This is a genomic window from Rahnella perminowiae, assembly GCF_019049755.1.
GTDB lineage: Bacteria > Pseudomonadota > Gammaproteobacteria > Enterobacterales > Enterobacteriaceae > Rahnella > Rahnella perminowiae.
In genome coordinates, this window is record NZ_JAFMOS010000540.1 from 1 (window position 1) to 16,595 (window position 16,595).

Here is a 16,595-nt window from a genome sequence, read left to right on the forward strand (position 1 = left end):
GATGTTTCTTTGAGCGAACGATCAAAATATAGCGTTAACCGGCAAAAAATTATTCTCATTAGAAAATAGTTTGTGTAATACTTTTAACGCTACATGGAGATTAACTTAATCTAGAGTGTTTTATAATGAATCGCACTAAACTGGTACTGGGCGCTGTAATCCTGGCTTCAACTATGCTGGCTGGTTGTTCAAGCAATGCTAAAATCGACCAACTGTCTTCAGACGTTTCTACTCTGAACTCTAAAGTTGACCAACTGAGCAACGACGTGAACGCAATCCGTTCTGACGTTCAAGCAGCTAAAGACGATGCAGCTCGCGCTAACCAACGTCTGGACAACCAAGCTCACGCTTACAAGAAGTAATATTTACTTCTCTAGTTCAATGGCGCACTCAGTGCGCCATTTTTTTTATCTGCTATTTATGCTTTTCTCCTCCCCTGACGACTTTAAATCATCATCAAACCTCCCCTTTAAAACGCGCTCTATCGCTCAGGTGAATGTCAGACACAAAAAAGGGACCCTACAGGCCCCTGGAGTTTAAATCGTTTCTGCTGTGGTTCTGCGAACGTTTACTGGGTGCTGGCTGTATTAACCGCCGGTTCCCCCGAATTCGCCATTTGTGGCGGGTTGACAGCAGGTGGTGTGTTTCCTGCTTTAGCGCCGACACTGACCACAACCGGCATACCAGAACGCCGTGTAATTGCTTCTTTTACCATCGCGGCATTGGTGTCATCGTGTTTAATGAATTTCTTCATTGCAGCGGTCAGTGGGATCGGTTTGGTTTGCGGATCATCTTTCTCTGTGTGAGACAACGGCTGATGTACCTCGATATAACGTTTACCATCCGGTTCGACATCAAACTTGATAGGCTGATTCACAATTTGTACACGCGTCCCTTTTGGCACCGAGTTAAACAGCGCTTCGATATCGTCTGGACGCAGACGGATACAACCGGAACTCACACGCATACCAATGCCGAAATTCGCATTGGTCCCGTGGATCAGATACTGTCCTGAGCCTGCCGACAGACGCATTGCAAACAAGCCCATCGGATTATCCGGCCCGGCCGGCACCATCCCCGGTAATGTAATCCCCTCTTTCAGATAGGCTTTACGAATATTGGCGGTGGGCGTCCAGGTAGGATTCGGGATCTTCTGGCTGACAGAGGTCACCATCTCCGGTGTGTTACGCCCTAACTGGCCGATACCGATCGGATAAACAATGACTTTATTCTCGCCCTTCGGATAGTAGTAAAGGCGCAGCTCCGCCAGGTTGACGACAATCCCTTCACGTTTGGTATCCGGTAACAGCATTTGCGATGGGATAGTCAGCACGGTGCCCGCTTTGGGCAAATAAGGGTCTGTTCCCGGATTCGCTTCCAGCATCGCGATCAGCCCAATTTGGTATTTGGCCGCCACATCTTCCAGCGGTTTACCGTCGTTGGGCACCACATATGTCGTATTTTCACCAATCAGGCGGCTATTATCCGGCGGCAGTGGATATTCTGCCGCACTTGCGGTCATGGAATGCGTTGCTACCAGTGTGCCAACTAACATTGCCAGAAGGGGTAATGCGCGTCTCATACTCAGTCCTTTTTCGGCCTGCACTCAGCGAATCTGAGGCAAGGCAATGATCTTGTCAGGTAATAGTAGCAGCGCAGAATTTCATGGCAATCAAACCACTGTAAATCAGAAAGTTACCTTACAGAAGTCAGGATAAAACCCAGAAGGATAGTGAATTGAAAAATCAGGAGTAAAAGGAAATACACGGGGAGAAATAAGCGTTCTGCCTTGCTCATTAGCAGACAATTCCTAATGAGCAAGACAATGCAGCAGCACCAGTATTAAGAGAGCTCTGCTGCTTTAGCGCGGATAGAGCGAATCATCGCTTCCAGCCCTTGTGAGCGTGAAGGCGTCAGATGCTGACTCAGTTCAAGCTCAGTGAAAAAAGGACGTACATCCAGTTCCACCACATCGCGAGGCGTCAGGCCCTGATACAGGCTAAAGACAATCGCGACCAGGCCTTTAACAATGGCTGCATCACTGTCACCTTCGAAAGTCAGTGCCCCCTTCTCATCGGTACGCATGACAATCCATACCTGGCTCTGACAACCGGAAATCAGGTTTTGGTCCTGACGGTGCTCTTCCGCTAAGGCGGGTAACTGGCCACCCAGCTCAATCACGTACAGATATTTTTCTTCCCAATTCGGGCATCGGGAAAAATTTCTGACTAACTTGTTTTTATCTGGCAAAGCCATAAAGACATCCTGATCTGGGCTGTCAGGATTAACCCAACAACCGGTGAATACGTTGCAGCCCCGCGACCAAACGGTCGACTTCTTCACGGGTATTGTACATCGCGAGTGACGCACGGCACATAGCCGGAACACCGTAGAAGGACATTAATGGCATCGCACAATGGTGACCGGTGCGGATGGCAATACCGTATTGATCAAGGAAGCTGCCGACGTCGTACGCATGGTGTTTACCCAGATTAAACGCGATAACGCCTGCACGGGTAGCCGGGCCGTAAATCTGAATATCTGGCACCTGTGCCATCGCATTGAGCGCATAGTTCATCAGGTCCTGTTCATAAGCATGGATATTTTCCAGCCCCAGAGCAGTGACGTATTCCATTGCCGCACCCAGTCCCATAATACCGCCGGTATTGGGTGTGCCGGCTTCAAAGCGCCATGGAGCTGCCGTGAAAGTGGTGCCTTCTGTCAGGCTGACATGCTTGATCATCGAGCCACCACCTTCCCACGGCGGCATCTGATCCAGCAGGGCTTTGCGCCCGTACAGGATACCAATACCGGTCGGGCCGTAGAGTTTATGCCCTGACCAGACATAGAAATCACAGCCCAGCGCCTGCACATCAACCGCCTGATGCATGACCGCCTGCGCACCATCGACCAGAACGGTCAGGCCGGCAGCTTTAGCCTGCGGAATGATTTTTTCGATCGGGTTAACCGTGCCTAATACATTGGAAACATGCGCTAACGTCAGCAGTTTTGTGCGTGGCGTGATCAGTGATTCAAGCTGTGATAAATCCAGCTCACCTTCCGGTGTCAGGTGCCAGACATCAATATGAAGCTCACGTTCTTTTGCCAGCATCTGCCATGGCACGATGTTCGCGTGGTGTTCCATTTCAGTCAGAATGATGTGGTCGCCGGCGTGTAAAAACTCACGCCCCCAGGTATTGGCGACCAGGTTAATGGCTTCCGTGGAACCTTTGACGAAGACAATTTCTTCCGCCGATGCGGCATTCATGAAACGGGCGGCCTGAGTGCGGACGTTTTCCATCTGCTCCGTCGCTTCCGCGCTCATGGTATGAATGCCACGGTGAACCGCAGCATAACCTTGCTCGAAGAAAGCCATTTCACGTTGAATGACCTGATGCGGTTTCTGTGCACTGGCCGCGCTGTCGAGATAGGCCAGCGGCTGGCCGTTAACTTCACGGCTCAGCACAGGGAAATCGCTACGTACTTTTTCCAGTGGAAAACTCATTACTTACCTCGATTTAGTCTGCCTGCAATACGGGCAATGACGACTTCACGCAGGGTTTCATTCTCAATGGCTTCCGTCAGTTCAGCGGCAAAAGCAAAGATGATCATTTGCTGAGCATCCTGCCCGCTAATCCCACGGGTACGCAGATAGAAAAGCTGTTCGTCATCAATACGACCCACTGTCGCACCGTGGCTGCACTTCACGTCATCGGCATAAATTTCCAGCTGAGGTTTGGTATCAACTTCAGTGTGTTTGCCCAGCAACAAGTTGTTGTTGGTCATTTTTCCGTCCGTTTTCAGTGCGTGCTGAGCCACTTTGATCATGCCGTTAAAAATCGCTTTAGCACGATCGTTGACAATCACTTTATGCAACTGGTTGCTGTTGCAATAACCTTTGTTGTGTTCGAGATATGTGCGTGTATCGGCAATTTCAGAATCAACCGGCAGAACCAGACTGTTGATATCCAGATTGCTGTTTTCGCCGTTCAGCTGCGCACTGGTATTATTACGGGTCAGACCCGCGCCCAGCAGGAAGCTGTGGCTGGAAACACGGGCATCGCGCCCGATGACCAGATCATTATGCGAAAAGTGGAAACTGGCCTGGCTTTCAAATGCGAGTTTGTAATGCGTGAAATCTGCATTATCGCCCACATTTACCGTCATACGTGCACCGGTGAAATGCCCCTGCTCATTCAGACTCAGGTAATGTTCAATCACTTCAGCATTCGCGCCATTTTCAATCGCCAGATGATAACGATGATGAACGGTATTCATTTCGCGTGACTGCTCACGACCACTGCTCAGATGCAGCAGATACAACGGCTTATCAGCCTGCTTGCCCACAGGCAAACGCACGGAGAAAGAATCCTGCGCCAGACTTTCTGTCAGATGTAAAAACACCTCTGACTGAATCGGATCCGGTAATGTTTGTTGCCCGGACGCGTTCAGTTTTTCAATTTCAAACGCACCGGTATCACTGTCGCTGAGGCTCGCATCGAAACGACCATCCACGAAAACCAGGCGGTAACAATCCAGCGGCAACGCCAGAGATTTGATTTTCTCAACCGTCAGCGCCTGCTGCTGAGGAGCGAAGAATTGATTACCCAGCAGTGAGGAAACCGGCGTGTATTTCCAGTCTTCCAGTTTTGCGTGCGGAAAACCAAGGCGCAACACCTGTTGCCAATGGGCATGCGCGTGGGGCGACTGCTCCCCCCCGCGGCTTTCAAAAAGGCGGTAAAGTTGCTGCATGGCGTGCGAACTGCCCGCCGCAGGGACATTACTCTTCGTCGGTAAGCCAGCCATAACCTTGCTCCTCTAACTGTTTAACCAAGGTGAAATCGCCGGATTTAACAATGCGGCCCTGATACAAAACGTGCACGTAGTCAGGCTTGATGTAGTCGAGGATACGCTGGTAGTGGGTGACAATAACGAATGAACGCTTGCCGTCACGCAGTGTGTTAACACCATCAGAAACAATCTTCAGCGCATCAATGTCCAGACCGGAGTCAGTTTCATCAAGGATGCACAGGTTTGGCTCAAGCGCCGCCATTTGCAGAATATCGTTACGCTTTTTCTCACCACCGGAGAAACCTACATTCACTGAACGGGTCAGCAAATCGGCAGGCATCTTCAGCATCGCAATTTTTTCTTCGATGAAATCTGCGAAGTCAAAGCGATCCATCGGTTCCTGGCCGCGATATTTACGCACCGCGTTCACTGCAGTTTGCAGGAAGAAATGGTTGGTTACGCCCGGGATTTCTACCGGATACTGGAAAGCCATAAACACACCTTCACCCGCGCGGTCTTCCGGGGCGAGTTCCAGCAAATCTTTACCGTTGAAGATCACGGAACCGTCAGTCACTTCGTAATCTTCACGGCCAGCCAGTGTCGCGGAGAGCGTACTTTTGCCTGAGCCGTTCGGCCCCATAATGGCGTGTACTTCACCCGGTTTAATCTCCAGATCAAGTCCTTTCAGAATTTCCTTTTCTTCGACACGGACCTTCAAATTCTTAATGCTTAACATACGTATCCTTGAGTTTGCGCCTGCGCGCCTTAATTCTGTTTATGCTGTGACTTTAATGAACTCAAACCTGTGCGTCGTGCATCTCACACCCTGCTGCGACGTCAGGAGAGCGTACGGCGAATTAACCGACGCTGTGTTCAAGGCTGATCGCCAGCAGTTTCTGTGCTTCGACAGCAAACTCTAGCGGCAGCTCAGAAAAGACATCTTTACAGAAACCATTTACAATCATGGAAATAGCATCATCTTCGCTGATACCACGTTGCAGACAGTAGAACAGCTGGTCATCGCCGATTTTTGACGTCGTGGCTTCATGTTCCAGCTGAGCCGTATTATTGCGCACTTCAACATACGGGAACGTATGCGCGGCACTGTCGGCACCAATCAGCATGGAATCGCACTGCGTAAAGTTGCGGGCGTTTTCTGCACTTGGCAGGATCTTCACCAGACCGCGGTAGCTGTTCTGGCTGTGACCGGCGGAAATACCTTTGGAGATAATGGTCGACTTGGTGTTTTTACCAATGTGGATCATTTTGGTACCGGTATCCGCCTGCTGTTTACCGCTGGTCAGCGCAACCGAGAAGAATTCACCAATTGAGTTATCCCCTTTGAGAATAACGCTCGGGTATTTCCAGGTGATGGCTGAGCCGGTTTCAGACTGGGTCCAGGACATCTTCGAGCCTGCGCCTTCGCACAATGCACGTTTAGTCACGAAGTTTAAAATACCGCCGCTGCTGTCTTTGCTACCGGAGAACCAGTTCTGCACTGTGGAATATTTCACTTCCGCGTCTTTGTGCAGGATCACTTCAACCACCGCAGCATGGAGCTGATAGGTGTCACGCACCGGTGCGGAACAGCCTTCGATGTAACTGACATAACTGCCTTCATCAGCAATCAGGATCGTACGTTCAAACTGACCGGTTTTCGCGGCATTTATGCGGAAGTAGGTCGACAACTCCATCGGGCAGCGCACACCTTTTGGCACATAAACAAACGTACCATCAGAAGCTACAGCCGCATTCAGTGCCGCAAAAAAGTTATCCTGAGCGGGAACAACGGTACCGAGGTATTTACGCACCAGATCAGGATATTCATGAATAGCTTCACCGAATGAGCAGAAAATGACGCCCGATTCAGCCAGCTTTTCGCGATACGTTGTGGAGACAGAAACGGAGTCAAAAATCGCATCGACAGCGACTTCTTTACCTTCACGAACCGGAACGCCCAGCTGTTCGAAAGCCTTTTCAACTTCGCTGGTCAGATAATTGTTTGCTTCGCCCGCAGGAACCCCCAGGGATTCGCCGCCAGATTGCTGCGTCGCCCCCGGTTGTGAGCCACAGCTATCATCGCAGCTGCCACAGGATGGCGCGGAATAGTAGCTGTAATCCTGGTAATCCAGAGGCGTATAGTACGCCTTCAGCCAGTGTGGCTCTTCCATTTTCAACCAGGCATGATAAGCCTGCAGACGGAACTCCAGCATCCACTCAGGCTCGTTGCGCTTTGCGGAAATCGCACGCACTACATCTTCGTTGATGCCTGATGCTAATTCATCGGTTGCCAGCTGGGTAAAGAACCCTTCCTTGTAATTCGTCCCCTCGCCGACCCAAGACTGCACATCATCTGGAATTTCTACGTTGCTTCGTGACATGTTGGTTACATCGCTTTGTTTACAATAATCTTAGAAACTGAAAGTTTTAAACGCCGAAACTTTCACCACACCCGCAGGCATGCTGAGCTTTAGGATTATTGAATTTAAATATCTGATTGAGTCCTTCGCGGACAAAATCCACCTCGGTTCCGTCGATGAAAGGCATGGCCTTCAGCGGAACAAACAGCAAAGCGCCGTCATGTTCAAACACCAGGTCATCGCTGGCCGGTTGTTTGGTTAAATCCAGAACGTAGCCAAAGCCGGCACACCCCGACTGTTTCACGGAGAGCTGAAGACCTTTAACTTCGGGATCCTGTGCCACCAGAGTATTAATCTGTTTCGCTGCAGAATCAGTCAGGCTAACACCTTGCCATACGTTGTCGTCTAAAGAGAAAGAGCCGACAGTTTCAGTTTGCATCTGTCTTACCTCATAATTTTACGGTCATAGACAAGACCTATTGTCTCTATTCTAGTGATAACGTTAATCACTTCAACCTCTTGTTTTAAGAGGGTATAGCGATGACACACGAGGAAAGACACTCAATGTGCGTCGTCTTTACATCCGGCCGCTGGCGGGTCTTGAACACCGCAACCATCAACTGATTGAATAAGTTGTCAATTTTTTGTTAAAAATTAAAATAAACCTTATAAAAGGTAAGGTTTAATAGCTTTCAATGTATCTATTATAAAACATTCATCGGAAATGCCTATTTATGAATTAGCCATATCCGAAGAATTAAAGCTCTTTTTGCTTACTGCCTTAAGCCCCACAAAAATAAAAAAAGCGCATGAAAACGTTGATCCGGCGATTTTTTGCCAATATGATGTTTATTATTTGATAATGATTATCATTCAGATAACCCGGAATATTGAGAATGACTCAATCGGTAAATGCGTGGTTGCAAGGCAAGATCGACGAATATAAATCAAGTGTCCGCGATGCCACCGTGGATTTTTATATGGCAGATGCTGCCTTACGACGCCCGGATGCGCATCTTTGTCAGCTCAAACGCTTCAACAGCCTTTGCCTCGATATGGCCAATCTGTGCCTGCAGAACGGAGATGATCACAGTTATCTTCATGCTTTATGCAAATTGCATAACCGCCTGATCCTGGAAATCAACAGCGTGGTACGTTGTGAACTCTTCCGTGTTCAGAGTTACCATTTTGCGCGGCACACGTTAAAACTCATTTGTCAGTATTATGCCATGATGGGCATCTGGGAAAAAGCAACGGCATTTCAAACTGACTTCGCCAAACGTGTTCCTTTTCAGCTTTAATTTATTTTCAATACGTTAGCCAGTTTTGTTCAGCCCAATAAAAAAGCGGATACATTCATCATGCATCCGCTTGTTACGTGTCTGACTCCGTGATCAGGATTGATTAATAACGCGTATCAATGATCGATCACCATGGTCGTCAGCCGCGATACACAGCACAGATTCCCTTTCTGATCAAAAATCTCAATCTGCCAGACCTGGCTGCGGCGACCGGTGCGCAATGCGCGGCAGACACCGCGCACGTGTCCTTCCCTTGCAGACTGCATATGGCTGGCATTAATTTCCACTCCCACCACGGTTTGATTCCCTTCACAGCATAAATAACCTGCCATCGACCCCATGGTTTCCGCCAGAACAACGGATGCGCCGCCGTGCAGCAAGCCAAATGGCTGGGTAGTGCGTGCATCTACCGGCATGGTTGCTTCAAGGAAATCCTCACCCAGTTGCGTGAACTTAATCCCCACATGCCCCACCATACATCCCTGACTGCGCTGATTCAGGGTTTCCAGCGTGGTACTCCGTTTCCAGAATGACATAATGCTTCCTTATGGTTAGGGAATGATTTCCAGCAAGGCCTGTAAAGGATGGCGAACGCCGTTGCCTTCGATGCGTTTTACCTGGCTGCGACAGGAATAGCCGGTTGCCAGACAGCGCTGGCGCGGTAACCGTTGCAAAGCGGTGTGCCAGGAAAGCTCATAAATCCCCAGAGAGTTTTCAAGATTTTTAGTTTCATGACCATACGTCCCTGCCATTCCACAGCACCCGACACTGACGTTTTCCAGCTTCGCACCGTAGCGGGCAAAGATATCGCCCCACTGTTTGCTACTGTTTGGCAGGGCAGTGCTTTCCGTACAATGTCCGAACAGATACCAGGCCTCGCCACTTTGCTGTTGCGCCGGACGCTCCGCCAGCCAGGTATCCAGCCATTCATGCACGAGTTGAACCTGGAAGGATCCGCGCGTATCCCCGAGAATTTCTTTATATTCATCGCGGTAACACAGTACCAGCGCAGGATCGACACCCACCATCGGCATTCCCAACTGTGATACACGGTTAAGGAACAGGGACGTTTTCTTCGCTGTTTTGGCAAAACGGGTCAGGAAACCTTTTATATGCTGCGCTTTGCCGTTAGGTGAAAAAGGCAGCAGAACGGGTTTAAGGCCCAGTTTTTCAATCAGACGGATAAAATCAGCAACGACCTGTGCGTCGTAAAAACTGGTAAAGGGATCCTGGACTACCAGCACGTATTCACCCCGTTGTGCCGGAGGAATGGCCTCCAGTTGTTCAAGTGTCATCTTACTGGCACGATGCCCTGATAACTGCTCCCGAAGGGTCGGAGAAGACAGTAAAGGCAAATCCACCATGCCGATGCTTTTCCGGCTCATCTCCCGTAACCAGGGCTGCCTGAGGAAAAAATTGAACACCTTAGGGGCTTTGGCCATCAGGGGAGCGTAGCTTTCAACGCCTGCGACAAAATGATCGCGGGCCGGGCGCAGGTAGCGGGTGTGGTAAAGCTGCAGGAAACGCGAGCGGAAGCCCGGCACATCAATTTTTATCGGGCACTGTGTCGAGCAGGCTTTACAGGCCAGGCAACCGGACATCGCCTCTTTCACTTCATGGGAGAAATCATATTCCCCTTTATTGGCATGCCAGGTATTACGTGTACGGTCAATCAGGCTGCGCAAGCTCATGCCTTTTTCCGGCAACGCATTCTCAAGCGCCAGCGGATCTACACCTTGTTCTGACAATAAACGCAACCATTCACGTACCAGACCCGCGCGACCTTTTGGAGAGTGGATACGGCTGCCCGTGATTTTCATTGACGGGCACATCGGACTTTTCACATCAAAGTTAAAGCACAGGCCGTTACCATTACATTCCATCGCGCCGCGGAATGACTGACGGACTTCCAGCGGAATACGGCGATCGAGGGTTCCGCGTTTTGGCGCATCAACTTTCATCATCGGCTCGTCACACTCAAGCGGTGCACAGATTTTGCCGGGATTGAGGCGGTTATCCGGATCGAATACGGTTTTGATCCGACGCAGTTCATGGAACAGCGCTTCACCAAAGAACGCCGGACTGTATTCCGCACGGAACCCTTTTCCGTGCTCTCCCCAGAGTAACCCCCCGTATTTCGCGGTCAGCGCGACAACTTCATCAGAGATTTGCCTGAGCAATATCTCCTGTTGCGGGTCGCACATGTCCAGCGCCGGACGCACGTGCAATACGCCCGCATCCACGTGCCCGAACATGCCATAACTGAGATGATGACTGTCGAGTAACGCCCGAAATTCAACAATGTAATCCGCCAGATGCTGAGGGGGCACGCAGGTGTCTTCTGCAAACGGCAGGGGTTTAGCCTGCCCTTTTGCATTGCCCAACAGACCGACGGCTTTCTTACGCATATTATAAATACGCTCGATACCGGCCAGATCGGCGCAAATCTGATAACCGATAACACCGCCTTCTTTATCACTTATCAGGCTATCCAGACGTTCGCACAGCGCACTGACCTGGGTTTCAATCAGGTCGGCATCATCTCCGGCAAATTCAACAATATTCAGCCCCTGCATGTCGAAGCCTTCAACGTCCTTGATATAATCACGAACGCTGTGCCAGACAATATCTTCACGAGCCAGATTCAGCACTTTGGAGTCCACAGTTTCAACCGAGAGCGCCTTAGCCTCCACCATAAAAGGAGCATTACGTAGCGCTGAATTAAAGGAATCGTATTTGATATTGACCAGGCGACGCACTTTGGGGATTGGCGTGATATTCAGGCGTGCTTCGGTGATAAAGGCCAGCGAGCCTTCTGAACCGGTCAGAATACGTGTCAGGTTGAAGGTCTGCAGATCGTCACTCAGTACATGGCGCAGATCGTAGCCTGTGAGGAAGCGGTTAAGTTTCGGGAATTTTTCGATCACCAGCGCACGGTTATCGCGACAACTGTCCAACACAGTGCGGTAAATCCGCCCGATGACTGAATCCTCTTCGCCCAGCTTATCAGCCAGCGCCGTCGGAATAGCGGTGGTATCCAGCATCTCACCACCGAGCACAATCGCACGAACACCAAGAACGTGATCAGACGTTTTACCGTAAACCAGCGACCCCTGACCGGACGCATCCGTGTTAATCATACCCCCCAGCGTCGCACGGTTACTGGTTGATAACTCAGGTGAAAAGAAAAAGCCGAACGGTCGCAGATAATCATTAAGCTGATCTTTAATTACACCGGCTTCAACCTTGACCCAGCCCTGTTCCAGGTTGATATCCAGGATGCGGTTCATATGACGGGACATATCAACCACAATGCCGCGGTTCAATGACTGCCCGTTGGTACCGGTACCGCCTCCGCGTGGAGTGAAAACGAGCGTTTTAAAACGTTCCTGCCCGGCAAGACGGGCAATCAATGCCACATCTGACGTTGCAATCGGGAATAAGACCGCATCCGGCAGCAACTGATAGACGCTGTTGTCCGTCGCCATCGTCAGTCTGTCGGCATAAGTTGTTGTAACATCACCCGTAAAACCGTTGCTTTTTAACGCTTCCAAAAAATCGAGCACCAGTTGGATGACACCCGGTGCCTGAGAAATCTGTGGGATCATTGAATTATGACTCTGTCTTTGTTGTATGCCTGGCGGGCCCGAGGCGTTCTACCGGATCTGCCCGGCAGATCCACCCTATTCTTTACCCGGAATAAAAACTAACATACTTCGTTTTTAAGCGCTCCGTCTGGTTCATCTTTGTTGCAGATGTTTCATGACGCGCCACAAAAAACACTTACAGTAATAACGTCTTGCAACTTATTGTGTGGAGGGCTATCCAAAAGCAGCCGTATGTTCCATGCTTATTTTTAGCATCCTGTTTATGAATAAAGTGTTTGGAGGCACAGGGTTCGTGCCTGACTTCGTTTATCACATTGAGAAACATGAATGAATCTCCCAATTAAACGTTATGACTTACCCCAGATCATGTTCGGGGTGCTGTTTATTGCCCTGATGACAATTGCCAGCATCTGGGTGGTTCAGCCTTTCATTTTGGGCTTCGCCTGGGCTGGTATGGTGGTTATCGCCACCTGGCCGCTGATGATCAAACTACAAAAGGTTCTGTGGGGACGCCGTTTTCTGGCTGTCATCATCATGACACTGCTGTTGATCCTTTTATTCGTTTTGCCTATTGCCTTACTGGTCAGCAGCGCCATTGAGAATGGCGCACCTTTGGTCGCCGTTGCGAGTAATCCTTCCATATTGCACATGCCCGATTTCCACTGGCTGAACTCCATTCCTCTGGTCGGTCATAAACTTTACATCGGCTGGCATGCGCTGATTAATGGTGGCGGGAATGCGCTGATGAGCAAAATGCAGCCTTATGTGGGGCAGACAGCGTCGTGGTTCGTCGTCCAGGCCGGACATCTTGGACGCTTTATCGTGCACTGTTCGCTGATGCTGTTATTCAGCGCCCTTCTTTATAGCCGTGGTGAACAAGTTGCGATGGGGATCCGCCATTTCGCAGTTCGTCTTGCTGCCGAACGCGGTGATGCCGCGGTTATTTTAGCCGGACAAGCCATCCGCGCCGTAGCGCTCGGTGTGGTTGTCACTGCAATTGTACAGTCTGTTCTTGGCGGCATCGGGCTGGCCATCGCGGGTATTCCTTACGCTACCGTGCTGACTGTCGTGATGTTCGTATGTTGTGTCGCACAAATCGGGCCACTGCTGGTATTGATTCCGGCCATCATCTGGCTGTATTGGTCCGGCGATAATACCTGGGGCACCGTCTTGCTGGTATGGAGTTGCGTGGTCGGATCCCTGGATAACGTACTGCGCCCGGTTCTGATCCGCATGGGTGCGGATTTACCCATGCTGCTTATCTTGTCCGGTGTTATTGGTGGCTTATTTGCTTTCGGTATGATTGGCCTGTTTATCGGACCGGTTGTACTGGCCGTCTCCTATCGGTTGATTTCGCTTTGGGTCAATGAGGCCCCGGAACCTGACATGGCACCTGAAGAAGCACTGAAAGCACTGGATGAATAATTTCATTTCACTTTAACGTGCCACAGGCGTTGTCCCCTGTTAATTCAAGCGGGCAGCGCCTTTTCTTTATTTGTGCTTCTTTCCTGAAATTACGCCTACTAAAAACTCCCTTCACATCAATTAGCATGAGAATAATACCTATTAGGAGAATTCTTACAGACTAAATACCTTGGGAAACTTAGTATTATTAACAGTTCGGATTTCAACCCACTGATTTATATACAAGCTTTCCCCTGAGCTGGTATATCCCAAATTGCTGTGTGTAGTCTTTGCCTGTCTGCTATGACGGGCTTTTTTTTTTACTTTTTTGCCTTACAGTTCTATTTCCCCCCATAGTCCTGCAACCTATATTTTTATTCCCGTCATTTACGCAACCCGTAAAAAAAGGCTGCCACCTGTAAGTGACAGCCCTAAATGTCAGGCATTAGGAATTTATTTACTTTCGGCTAACGCCAGCCAGGTTTGTACTACGGTATCCGGATTCAGTGATAAACTGTCGATCCCCTCTTCCATCAGCCACTGTGCGAAATCCTGATGATCTGAAGGCCCCTGTCCACAAATACCGACATATTTCCCCTGCTTCTTAGCGGCTTTAATTGCCATCGACAAAAGGGCTTTAACAGCTTCGTTTCGTTCATCAAAGAGTTCAGAGACAACGCCTGAATCACGATCCAGCCCAAGTGCAAGCTGAGTCATGTCGTTGGAGCCGATAGAGAAACCGTCGAAATGTTCAAGGAACTGATCCGCCAGTAAGGCATTGGATGGAATTTCACACATCATAATCACTTTCAGGCCATTTTCGCCCCGTTTCAGCCCCTGACTGGCCAGCTCTTTGACGACAGCTTCAGCCTGCGCCACAGTACGAACAAACGGAATCATCACTTCAACATTCGTCAGCCCCATATCATTACGGACACGCTTCATTGCCTCACATTCCAGTGCGAAACACTCGCGGAAGCTGTCAGAGACATAACGGCCTGCACCACGGAAACCCAGCATCGGATTTTCTTCATGAGGTTCGTATTTTTCGCCGCCCACCAGATTGGCATATTCATTTGATTTAAAATCTGACAAACGCACAATCACCCGTTTCGGCCAGAATGCTGCGCCGAGTGTCGCGATCCCCTCAGTCAGACGTGCCACATAATATTCACGCGGGCTGTCATAGCCCTGAATCATTTTATTGATGGTTTCCTGCAATTGGGCAGGTTGCTGATCAAACTCCAGCAATGCTTTCGGATGCACACCAATCATGCGGTTAATGATAAATTCTAAACGCGCCAGCCCGACACCTTCATTCGGCAGACAGGCAAAGTCGAAGGCGCGATCGGGATTGCCGATATTCATCATGATTTTCAGCGGTAAAGTTGGCAGTTCATCAATGGCAGAACTCTGGACGCTAAAGTCCAGCTCATCCTGATAGACATAACCGGTATCGCCTTCAGAACAGGAAACGGTCACTTTCTGATTTTCTGTCAATTTTTCAGTGGCATCACCACAACCGACTACCGCAGGAATACCCAGTTCACGCGCAATGATAGCGGCGTGACAGGTCCGTCCGCCACGGTTGGTGACAATGGCTGACGCCTTTTTCATGATGGGCTCCCAGTCAGGATCCGTCATGTCAGTCACCAGAATATCGCCTGCCTTAACGTGATGCATTTCGCTGATATTATGAATGATTTTTACCGGCCCGGCACCAATACGATGGCCTATAGCGCGGCCTTCTACCAATACTTTGCTGTTACCATTCAACTGATAGCGTTCCATCACCTGACCGTTGGAACGAACAGTCTCCGGACGCGCCTGCACGATATAAAGATTGCCGTTATGACCGTCTTTCGCCCATTCGATATCCATCGGACGGCCATAGTGTTTTTCAATCAATAATGCCTGGCGTGCCAGCGCCTGCACCTCGTCATCCGTCAGGGAGAAACGGGTGCTCTGTTCAGCCGGCACATCTTCAATCTGTACCTGTTTGCCGTGTTCCTGGCTTGGCGCATATACCATGCGAATTTTCTTCGAGCCCATCGTGCGGCGGACAATAGAGGGCTTATTTTTTTCCAGCGTAGGCTTATGTACGTAAAACTCATCAGGGTTAACCGCGCCCTGAACAACCATTTCACCCAGACCATAAGCCGAGGTAATAAAGACGACTTGATCAAAACCAGATTCGGTATCCAGAGTGAACATCACCCCCGCAGAAGCCAGATCAGAACGCACCATACGCTGTACACCGGCAGAAAGCGCCACACCGCGATGATCGTAACCCTGATGCACACGATAAGAAATGGCACGGTCATTAAATAAGGAAGCATAAACATGCTTCACTGCGGTCAGTACGGCATCGAATCCCTGAACATTAAGGAAGGTTTCCTGTTGCCCCGCAAATGACGCATCAGGCATATCTTCGGCTGTTGCGGAAGAACGAACCGCGAATGACGCATCAGGCTCACCTTCGCATAACTGCTGATAGGCCTCACGGATCGATTTCTCAAGTTCAGGCTGGAACGGTGTCTCAATGATCCACTGGCGGATTTGCGTACCCGCCTGGGTTAATTGCCCGATATCGTCAACATCTGTTTTATCCAGTAACTCATGGATTCGGTGGTTTACACCGCTCTGATCGAGAAAATCATTAAATGCCTGCGACGTCGTTGCAAAGCCATTGGGAACTGAAACACCCAGATCAGACAAGTTGGTGATCATTTCCCCGAGGGATGCGTTCTTGCCACCGACTTTATCAACGTCCTTCATACCCAGTTGGTTGTACCAGATAACATTGCGTAAATCGGGATCGAGATGAGCCATGAAACAATCCTTTATTATTTATTTACAGTAAAAGTCAGTAGGCGTGCAACACCGGTTGTCCAGCCATTGTCGGCGACGCTTTTTCTGTCATTTAACAACGCTGTCATTTTGAGACTAGCATAATGCTCCATAAGACATGGACAGGTGAATCGATCCAGCAAAACAAACTATTTTTGTTTAGGAAAATTCCAGCGCAGCAAAATGACGCTTATGTGTGGAAACATCATTAACCCTTATGAATCAGCAGGAAGTCTCCATAAGTCCGTCGCTAAATCAATGCTAACAGAGCAGCTGAAGTT

General features: G+C 49.7%; 13 protein-coding genes and 1 other RNA gene. 4 read left to right on the top strand and 10 right to left on the bottom strand.

What is annotated here, in order from left to right:
* The first annotated feature begins 125 nt into the window (after positions 1 to 125).
* Complete coding sequence (locus J1785_RS12820; RefSeq protein ID WP_013576093.1) at positions 126 to 362, top strand: major outer membrane lipoprotein; 237 nt, start codon at positions 126 to 128, stop codon at positions 360 to 362.
* A 206-nt stretch (positions 363 to 568) separates the two neighbouring features.
* On the opposite strand, the gene J1785_RS12825 is transcribed toward J1785_RS12820, so the two are convergent.
* The 7 genes from J1785_RS12825 to sufA all read right to left on the bottom strand — a co-directional run bounded on the left by J1785_RS12825 (position 569) and on the right by sufA (position 7,590).
* Positions 569 to 1,582: a L,D-transpeptidase family protein gene (locus tag J1785_RS12825; RefSeq protein ID WP_129951705.1), complete on the bottom strand. Its 1,014-nt coding sequence runs from the start codon at positions 1,580 to 1,582 to the stop codon at positions 569 to 571.
* A 260-nt stretch (positions 1,583 to 1,842) separates the two neighbouring features.
* Complete coding sequence (sufE, locus tag J1785_RS12830) at positions 1,843 to 2,256, bottom strand: cysteine desulfuration protein SufE (RefSeq protein ID WP_129951706.1); 414 nt, start codon at positions 2,254 to 2,256, stop codon at positions 1,843 to 1,845.
* A gap of 28 nt (positions 2,257 to 2,284) precedes the next feature.
* Entirely contained in the window at positions 2,285 to 3,505 is a 1,221-nt protein-coding gene (gene sufS, locus J1785_RS12835) for a cysteine desulfurase SufS (RefSeq protein WP_217219522.1), read from the bottom strand.
* Positions 3,505 to 4,806, bottom strand: coding sequence for a Fe-S cluster assembly protein SufD (gene sufD, locus J1785_RS12840; RefSeq protein ID WP_129990433.1), 1,302 nt, complete (start codon positions 4,804 to 4,806; stop codon positions 3,505 to 3,507). The genes sufS and sufD overlap by 1 nt, the downstream gene beginning before the upstream one ends.
* Positions 4,781 to 5,527: a Fe-S cluster assembly ATPase SufC gene (sufC, locus tag J1785_RS12845; protein ID WP_013576099.1), complete on the bottom strand. Its 747-nt coding sequence runs from the start codon at positions 5,525 to 5,527 to the stop codon at positions 4,781 to 4,783. Before sufC ends, sufD begins: the two co-directional genes overlap by 26 nt.
* A 121-nt stretch (positions 5,528 to 5,648) precedes the next feature.
* Entirely contained in the window at positions 5,649 to 7,172 is a 1,524-nt protein-coding gene (gene sufB / locus J1785_RS12850; RefSeq protein WP_129951709.1) for a Fe-S cluster assembly protein SufB, read from the bottom strand.
* Between the two features lie 46 nt (positions 7,173 to 7,218).
* Positions 7,219 to 7,590: a Fe-S cluster assembly scaffold SufA gene (sufA, locus tag J1785_RS12855; protein ID WP_013576101.1), complete on the bottom strand. Its 372-nt coding sequence runs from the start codon at positions 7,588 to 7,590 to the stop codon at positions 7,219 to 7,221.
* Between the two features lie 457 nt (positions 7,591 to 8,047).
* Here sufA and J1785_RS12860 point away from each other — a divergent pair, with 457 nt between their 5' ends.
* Positions 8,048 to 8,452: a hypothetical protein gene (locus tag J1785_RS12860; protein ID WP_129951710.1), complete on the top strand. Its 405-nt coding sequence runs from the start codon at positions 8,048 to 8,050 to the stop codon at positions 8,450 to 8,452.
* A 116-nt stretch (positions 8,453 to 8,568) separates the two neighbouring features.
* Here J1785_RS12860 and J1785_RS12865 read toward each other — a convergent pair whose 3' ends face one another.
* Complete coding sequence (locus J1785_RS12865; RefSeq protein ID WP_217219523.1) at positions 8,569 to 8,988, bottom strand: hotdog fold thioesterase; 420 nt, start codon at positions 8,986 to 8,988, stop codon at positions 8,569 to 8,571.
* A 15-nt stretch (positions 8,989 to 9,003) separates the two neighbouring features.
* A complete protein-coding gene (ydiJ, locus tag J1785_RS12870) occupies positions 9,004 to 12,060 on the bottom strand; it encodes a D-2-hydroxyglutarate dehydrogenase YdiJ (RefSeq protein WP_129951712.1) in 3,057 nt (1,018 codons plus the stop codon).
* 327 nt (positions 12,061 to 12,387) lie between these two features.
* On the opposite strand from ydiJ, the gene ydiK reads away from it, so the two are divergent.
* Positions 12,388 to 13,485, top strand: a complete 1,098-nt coding sequence (gene ydiK, locus J1785_RS12875; protein WP_129951713.1) for an AI-2E family transporter YdiK — start codon at positions 12,388 to 12,390, stop codon at positions 13,483 to 13,485.
* Positions 13,486 to 13,675: 190 nt separating this feature from the next.
* Positions 13,676 to 13,786, top strand: an RNA gene (gene rprA / locus J1785_RS12880) — antisense sRNA RprA.
* A gap of 131 nt (positions 13,787 to 13,917) precedes the next feature.
* On the opposite strand, the gene ppsA is transcribed toward rprA, so the two are convergent.
* Positions 13,918 to 16,296, bottom strand: coding sequence for a phosphoenolpyruvate synthase (gene ppsA, locus J1785_RS12885; protein WP_129990435.1), 2,379 nt, complete (start codon positions 16,294 to 16,296; stop codon positions 13,918 to 13,920).
* Between the last annotated feature and the right edge of the window lie 299 nt (positions 16,297 to 16,595).